This is a genomic window from Streptomyces sp. NH27 (assembly GCF_056859195.1).
The window spans coordinates 1-6,340 of the sequence record NZ_JACEGK010000467.1 but is presented as its reverse complement, the minus strand read 5'-3'; the positions used below and the strand labels follow the sequence as shown (position 1 = coordinate 6,340).

Below are 6,340 nucleotides of genomic sequence, written 5' to 3'. Positions count from 1 at the left end.
GTCGTCCGCCAGTTCACGCGACTCGAACTCGTCCTCGGCCGTATCCGCATCCGTATCCGCGGCCGCATCAGGGGCGGGGTCGGGGTCCACCGGGTGCCGGGCGGGCCCGGCCGCCGGCGCGGGCACCGCGGGGGCCGGCCCTGCCACCGGGTCCGCCTCGGCACCGTTCTTCGCACGCGCCCTGAGCACGCCGACGACGGTGTTGCTCACCGCGACCAGCGGCACCGCGCTGATCGCCCCGCCGATCCCGGCGATCATCGACCCGGCCGCCACCGACAGCACCACCGCCAGCGGGTGGACGCGCACCGCGCGGCCGAGGATGAACGGCTGGAGCACATGCCCCTCGATCTGCTGCACCGCGAGCACCACGAGCAGCACCAGCAGCGCGGTGAACGGCCCCTGGGTGACCAGCGAGACGACCACCGCCACCGCGCCCGAGGCGACCGCACCGACCAGCGGCACGAACGACGACACGAAGATGACGACCGCCAGCGGCATCGCCATCGGCACGCCGAGGAAGAAGATGCCGATGCCGATGCAGATCGCGTCGATCATCGCCACGATCACGGTGCCGCGCACGTACAGCGTCAGGGTGCGCCAGGCGCGCGGGCCGGCCTCGGCCAGTCCGGGCCGGGCGTCCCGCGGGAACAGCCGCAGCACCCAGTTCCAGATGTTCGGCCCGTCGTAGAGCAGGAACAGGGTGCTGAACATCGCCAGCAGCACGCCGGTCAGGAACTCCACGATGACGGTGACGCCTTGCAGGCCCGCGTCGGTGAGCTGCTTGGTGTTGTGCCCGATGGCGTTGCTGAGGTTGTTGGCAACCTGGTTGATCTGATCGTCGGTGACGTGGAAGGGGCTGTTGAGCAGCCACTTCTTCCCCTGGTCGATACCGTCCTGGAGGCTGGTGGACAGGCTGTCGATGTTGTCCATCACCTGCCACACCACGAACCAGCCGACCAGGCCCATCACCACGAAGCCGCCGATGAAGACCATCGCGGTGGCGAGCCCCCGCGGCACCCCCATCCGCTTCAGGCGGGCCACGAACGGCTGGAGCAGCGCGGTGATCAGCAGTGCGGCGACGAACGCCAGCACCACCAGCCGGATCGCGCCTATCACCCGCATCAGCACCCACACGGTGCCGGCCAGGATCAGCAGCCGCCAGCCGATCTCGGCGGCGACCCGCATGCTCCACGGCACGACCGCGACCGGGTTCGGCACGGGCACGGTGTGCGGGGGCGGGGGTGCGGGCGCGGGCGGCGGCACGGTCGGGTCGGATATCGCGGCCCGCACGGGATGTGACGTCGGGTCGGCGGCGCCGGCCGCCGCGGGGTCCGGAGGCTGCTCGGCGGCGGGGCCGGGCCGGGCCGGTTCCGGCTGGGCGGGCACACCGGAGGGGGCCGCGGTGGTCGCGGCCCCCCGGTGCTCCGCGTCGCGCGCGGAAACGGTGCTGTGTCGCTCGTCCAGTCGCCCGGCGAGATTCGCCAACCCGGATGCGAGCGTGGCGCTCCAGTGGCGTTTGTCCGGCATCGCTGCTCTCCCCCTGACCCGTCGGCCGTCTGTGGCACTGCTGTGCAAGACGACGTTACCCGGGATCAGGGTTGATCCGGCCACGACGGCGGCCCGATCGGTGGCGCGAGTCGGGTGCCGGTCCGGCGCCGGATTCTAGTAGGAGCGGTGTACCTCCCAGAACTGCCAGGCGTCACAAGGACTGCCGTAGCGGCTGTTCATGTAGTTCAGGCCCCACTTGATCTGCGTGGCCGGGTTGGTCCGCCAATCGGCGCCCACCGAGGCCATCTTGGAGCCGGGCAGCGCCTGGACCAAACCGTAGGCGCCGCTGGAGGAGTTCTCGGCCAACTCGTTCCAGCCGCTCTCGTGCATCACGATGTTGGAGAAGCACATGTACTGACCGCTGCCGACGATCTGCTTCGCCATGGCCTGGATCTGCGCGGTGGTGTACGAGGACTGCAGCGGGAAGGCCGCGTTCGCGTCGCCCGTGCCGGACTCCGCCTTGATCTGGGCCGCCTTGGCCGCCGCTGCGTCGTCCGCCTTCTTCTTCGTGGCGGCGTCCTTCGCGGCCTGGACGCGGGCTGCCTGCTCCGCGGACTGCCGGGCCGAGGCGTCTGCGGCGTCCGACTGAGCTTGTACCTGCTCCGTCAACGACGCCTGCTGCACCTGCTGGCCGGCGGGGATGTCCGCGAGGAGGGTGGTCGTGCCTGCGGCTTCGACGGGCTGTTCGGCGGTGCCGCTGCCCTGGTCTGCGCCCGACGCGACGCCTACCACGGCGCCCACTGTGGTGACCGCAGTGGCTGACGCCACCGCGAGCCCCCGGACCGAGATCCGGCTCACACGGTTTCCTTCCGGAATCGCCCGCTTGGTGACCGCACGGGCGGAATCGTGCCCCTGGCGCGGTCCCCCTGGGCCGGTCCGCCGTACGGGCCGGGCGGTCACGGGGGTACTGGCCCGGTGCGAAGTCCCTTGCAGGGTCCGCGTGATGCTCGGGCGGCTCATGGCGTCGATGTTGACTTGTGAGTGACGCGTTCTCGCGCCCCGAGGGGTACGGGAGTGCCATGAGCGGGGCCTGACAGCCTCACACCCTGCCGCACTCAGACGCCATGCGGCAATTTCCGGTTGAGTGGCAAACTTCACATGCTGCGAACGAAGGTAATTCCCTGCACGCGCACCCCCCGAACGCTAAGCTGCTGCGCCCGGTTTCCCGGACGCAGCAGCCCCAACTCGCCTGATTATCGGACAGATATGGCTATTGCTCAGCCGCCGGTCTCCTCCAGCATCTCGGTGACGAGCGCCGCGATCGGCGACCGCTCGGAACGGCTGAGCGTCACGTGGGCGAAGAGCGGATGGCCCTTCAGTTTCTCCACCACCGCCACCACTCCGTCGTACCGCCCGACCCGGAGGTTGTCGCGTTGTGCCACGTCATGCGTGAGCACCACCCGCGAGCCGGCCCCGATCCGGGACAACACGGTCAGCAGGACGTTCCGCTCCAGGGACTGCGCCTCGTCGACGATCACGAACGCGTCGTGCAGCGAGCGGCCCCGGATGTGGGTGAGCGGCAGCACTTCGAGCATGCCGCGCGCCACCACCTCCTCGATGACCTCCTTCGACGTCACCGCCGCGAGGGTGTCGAAGACGGCCTGGGCCCACGGGCTCATCTTCTCCGCCTCGCTGCCCGGCAGATAGCCCAACTCCTGCCCGCCCACCGCGTACAGCGGGCGGAAGACCATCACCTTGCGGTGCTGGCGGCGCTCCAGGACCGCCTCCAGGCCCGCGCACAGCGCCAGCGCGGACTTGCCGGTGCCGGCCCGCCCGCCCATCGACACGATGCCGACCTCGGGGTCCAGCAGCAGATCCAGCGCGATCCGCTGCTCGGCGCTGCGGCCGTGGATGCCGAAAGCCTCCCGGTCGCCGCGCACCAGGCGCACCCGCCCGTCCTCGGTGACCCGGCCCAGCGCCTTGCCGCGCTCGGACTGCAGCACCAGCCCGGTGTGCACCGGCAGACCCGCCACGTCGGGCAGATCGATGACCTCCTGTGCGAAGAGGGCGTCCACGTCCTCGGCGCCGATCTGCAGCTCCTCCATCCCGGTCCAGCCGGAGGTGATGGCGAGCTCCGCGCGGTACTCCTCGGCGAGCAGGCCGACCGAGGACGCCTTCACCCGCAGCGGCAGGTCCTTGGAGACGACAGTGACGTCGTACCCCTCGGCCTGGAGGTTGCGGGCGACGGCGAGGATGCGCGAGTCGTTGTCACCGAGCCGGAAACCCGCGGGCAGCACCCCGGGGTCCGAGTGGTTGAGCTCGACCCTGAGTGTGCCGCCGATGTCGCCGATCGGGATCGGCGCGTCGAGCCTGCCGTACCGGATCCGGAACTCGTCGAGCGTGCGCAACGCCTGGCGGGCGAAGTAGCCGAGTTCCGGGTGGTGGCGCTTGGCCTCCAACTCCGTCACCACGACGACCGGCAGCACGACCTCGTGCTCGTCGAAACGGGTGAAGGCGTTGGGATCGGCGAGCAGCACGCTGGTGTCGAGTACATATGTGCGCCGGTCGTGATCACGGCGATTCTTGCTGGTCACCACGTGTGGACGAACCCCCTCGGGAGAGGTGAGTCTTGCGGTCCGGCAGCCAAGGTCCGGATGCCGGTCTGCCAGTGATATGCCCTGGATCAGCCGCTCGCATGCGGATGCATACGACAGTCACCCGACGGTCATCGACTCGCCACAGAACGCTCACCCCTGCGTCGGGGCAGCTCACGCCCCGTAACGGCGGTGGCGGGCCGCGTAATCGCGCAGCGCACGCAGGAAGTCCACCTTGCGGAAGGCGGGCCAGAAGACCTCGCAGAAGTAGTACTCCGAGTGGGCGCTCTGCCACAGCATGAACCCGGAAAGGCGCTGCTCACCCGAGGTGCGGATCACCAGGTCGGGGTCGGGCTGGCCGCGGGTGTAGAGGTGCTCGGCGATGTGCTCGACGTCGAGGATCTCGGCCAGGTCCTCGATGGAGGTGCCGCGCCCGGCGTGCTCGTGCAGCAGCGAACGGACCGCGTCGGCGATCTCCTGCCGGCCGCCGTAGCCGACCGCCACGTTGACCAGGATGCCCTCCTGGCCGTCGGTGGCCTGCTCGGCCTCCTTCAGCACGCTCTGGGTGCGCGCGGGCAGCAGGTCCATCGTGCCGACGTGGTGCACCCGCCAGCGGCCCGCGGCGGCCAGCTCGGTGACGGCGTCCTCGATGATGCCCAGCAGCGGCACCAGCTGGTCGGCCGGCCGGTCCAGGTTGTCGGTGGACAGCAGCCACAGGGTGACCACCTCGACCCCGGTCTCCTCGCACCAGCCCAGCATCTCGGCGATCTTGTCCGCGCCGGCCCGGTGGCCCTGCTCGGGGCTGCCGCCGGACGCCTTCGCCCAACGCCGGTTGCCGTCCAGGATCACGCCGATGTGCTTGGGGGTCTGCAACACGTCGATCCGGCGTTCCACCCGGCGGGAGTACAACCCGTACACCAGGTCGCGCAGATTCATCGCGTACCAGCCCCTCATGTGCTCGTCGCCCGAGCGGCCACACTACTGCGCGAACGGCCGTACGGACGAACCGGGTCGAGCAGCCGCAGGCAGCGAGCGGCGGCGGGTGCGGGCGGGGAGCGGCGGCGGGTACGGGCCCGCGGGCGGCAGCGGGTAGTAAACACTTCAACCGCGCGTGATAAGCAGAGGACGTGAACATCCGAAACCTCTACCGCGCCTCCGACGAGCGCTACGACTCGATGGAGTACCGCCGCACCGGACGCAGCGGCCTCAAGCTCCCGGCGGTCTCGCTGGGCCTGTGGCACAACTTCGGCGACGACCGCACCCTGGACTCGCAGCGGGCCATCCTGCGCCGCGCCTTCGACCTCGGGGTCACCCACTTCGACCTGGCCAACAACTACGGCCCGCCGTACGGCGCCGCCGAGGCCAACTTCGGCACCCTCTTCGCGCAGGACTTCCGCCCCTACCGCGACGAGCTGGTCATCTCCACCAAGGCCGGCTACGACATGTGGCCGGGCCCCTACGGCGAGTGGGGCTCCCGCAAGTACCTGCGCGCCTCGCTCGACCAGTCGCTGTCCCGGATGGGCCTGGACTACGTCGACATCTTCTACTCCCACCGCTTCGACCCGGACACCCCGCTCGAAGAGACGATGGGCGCCCTGGCCACCGCGGTCCAGCAGGGCAAGGCGCTGTACGTCGGCATCTCCTCCTACGGGCCGGACCGGACCCGCGAGGCCGCGCGCATCCTGCGTGAGCTGGGCGTACCGGCGCTGATCCACCAGCCGTCGTACTCCATGATCAACCGCTGGATCGAAGAGAGCGCAGCGAGTTGGGGGTCCCCCCGGACGGAGTCTGGGGGAGGACTGCTCGACGTCCTCGACGAGGAGGGCATGGGCTGCATCGGCTTCGTGCCGCTGGCCCAGGGCCTGCTCACCGACCGCTACCTCGGCGGCATCCCGGCCGACTCCCGTGCCGCGCAGGGCAAGTCGCTCAACCCCGCGCTGGTCAACGACGAGACGGTGGCGCGGCTGCGCGCCCTCAACGACGTCGCCGCCGCCCGCGGTCAGTCCCTGGCGCAGCTCGCGCTGTCGTGGGTGCTGCGGGACCCGCGGGTGACCTCGGCGCTGATCGGGGCGTCGTCGGTCGCGCAGCTCGAGGCGAACGTCGCCGCGGTCGGAGCGGCGCCGCTCACCGCGGAGGAGCTGGCGGAGATCGACCGGCACGCGGTGGAGCCGGAGGGCGTGAACCTCTGGAGCGTCAGCAGCGAGGCTTGACCGGACCGCCCGGGTGCCCCTGTGGTGTCGGTTCAGGGGCGCCGGGGC

Annotated in this window: 5 protein-coding genes; 1 reads left to right on the top strand and 4 read right to left on the bottom strand. The window is 70.6% G+C overall.

Translation table 11 applies throughout. The features are described 5' to 3' along the window. From AC13HU_RS29420 to AC13HU_RS29405, 4 genes are all read right to left on the bottom strand, one after another. The coding region (locus AC13HU_RS29420) for an AI-2E family transporter (RefSeq protein WP_483045009.1) at positions 1–1,527 on the bottom strand (1,527 nt) is incomplete at its 3' end. A gap of 135 nt (positions 1,528–1,662) precedes the next feature. Further along, positions 1,663–2,346 carry an aggregation-promoting factor C-terminal-like domain-containing protein gene (locus AC13HU_RS29415; RefSeq protein WP_483045008.1) on the bottom strand — a complete coding sequence of 228 codons (684 nt, stop codon included), beginning with the start codon at positions 2,344–2,346 and terminating at the stop codon, positions 1,663–1,665. Between the two features lie 419 nt (positions 2,347–2,765). Further along, complete coding sequence (phoH2, locus tag AC13HU_RS29410; RefSeq protein ID WP_483045007.1) at positions 2,766–4,085, bottom strand: RNA 5'-3' helicase PhoH2; 1,320 nt, start codon at positions 4,083–4,085, stop codon at positions 2,766–2,768. Positions 4,086–4,256: 171 nt separating this feature from the next. Next, positions 4,257–5,018: an isoprenyl transferase gene (locus tag AC13HU_RS29405; RefSeq protein ID WP_483045010.1), complete on the bottom strand. Its 762-nt coding sequence runs from the start codon at positions 5,016–5,018 to the stop codon at positions 4,257–4,259. 191 nt (positions 5,019–5,209) lie between these two features. Between AC13HU_RS29405 and mgrA the strand changes: the two genes are divergently transcribed. Beyond that, the gene (gene mgrA / locus AC13HU_RS29400) at positions 5,210–6,292 is read left to right on the top strand and encodes an L-glyceraldehyde 3-phosphate reductase (RefSeq protein ID WP_483045006.1); all 1,083 of its coding nucleotides are present in this window, start codon (positions 5,210–5,212) and stop codon (positions 6,290–6,292) included. Positions 6,293–6,340: the final 48 nt, after the last annotated feature.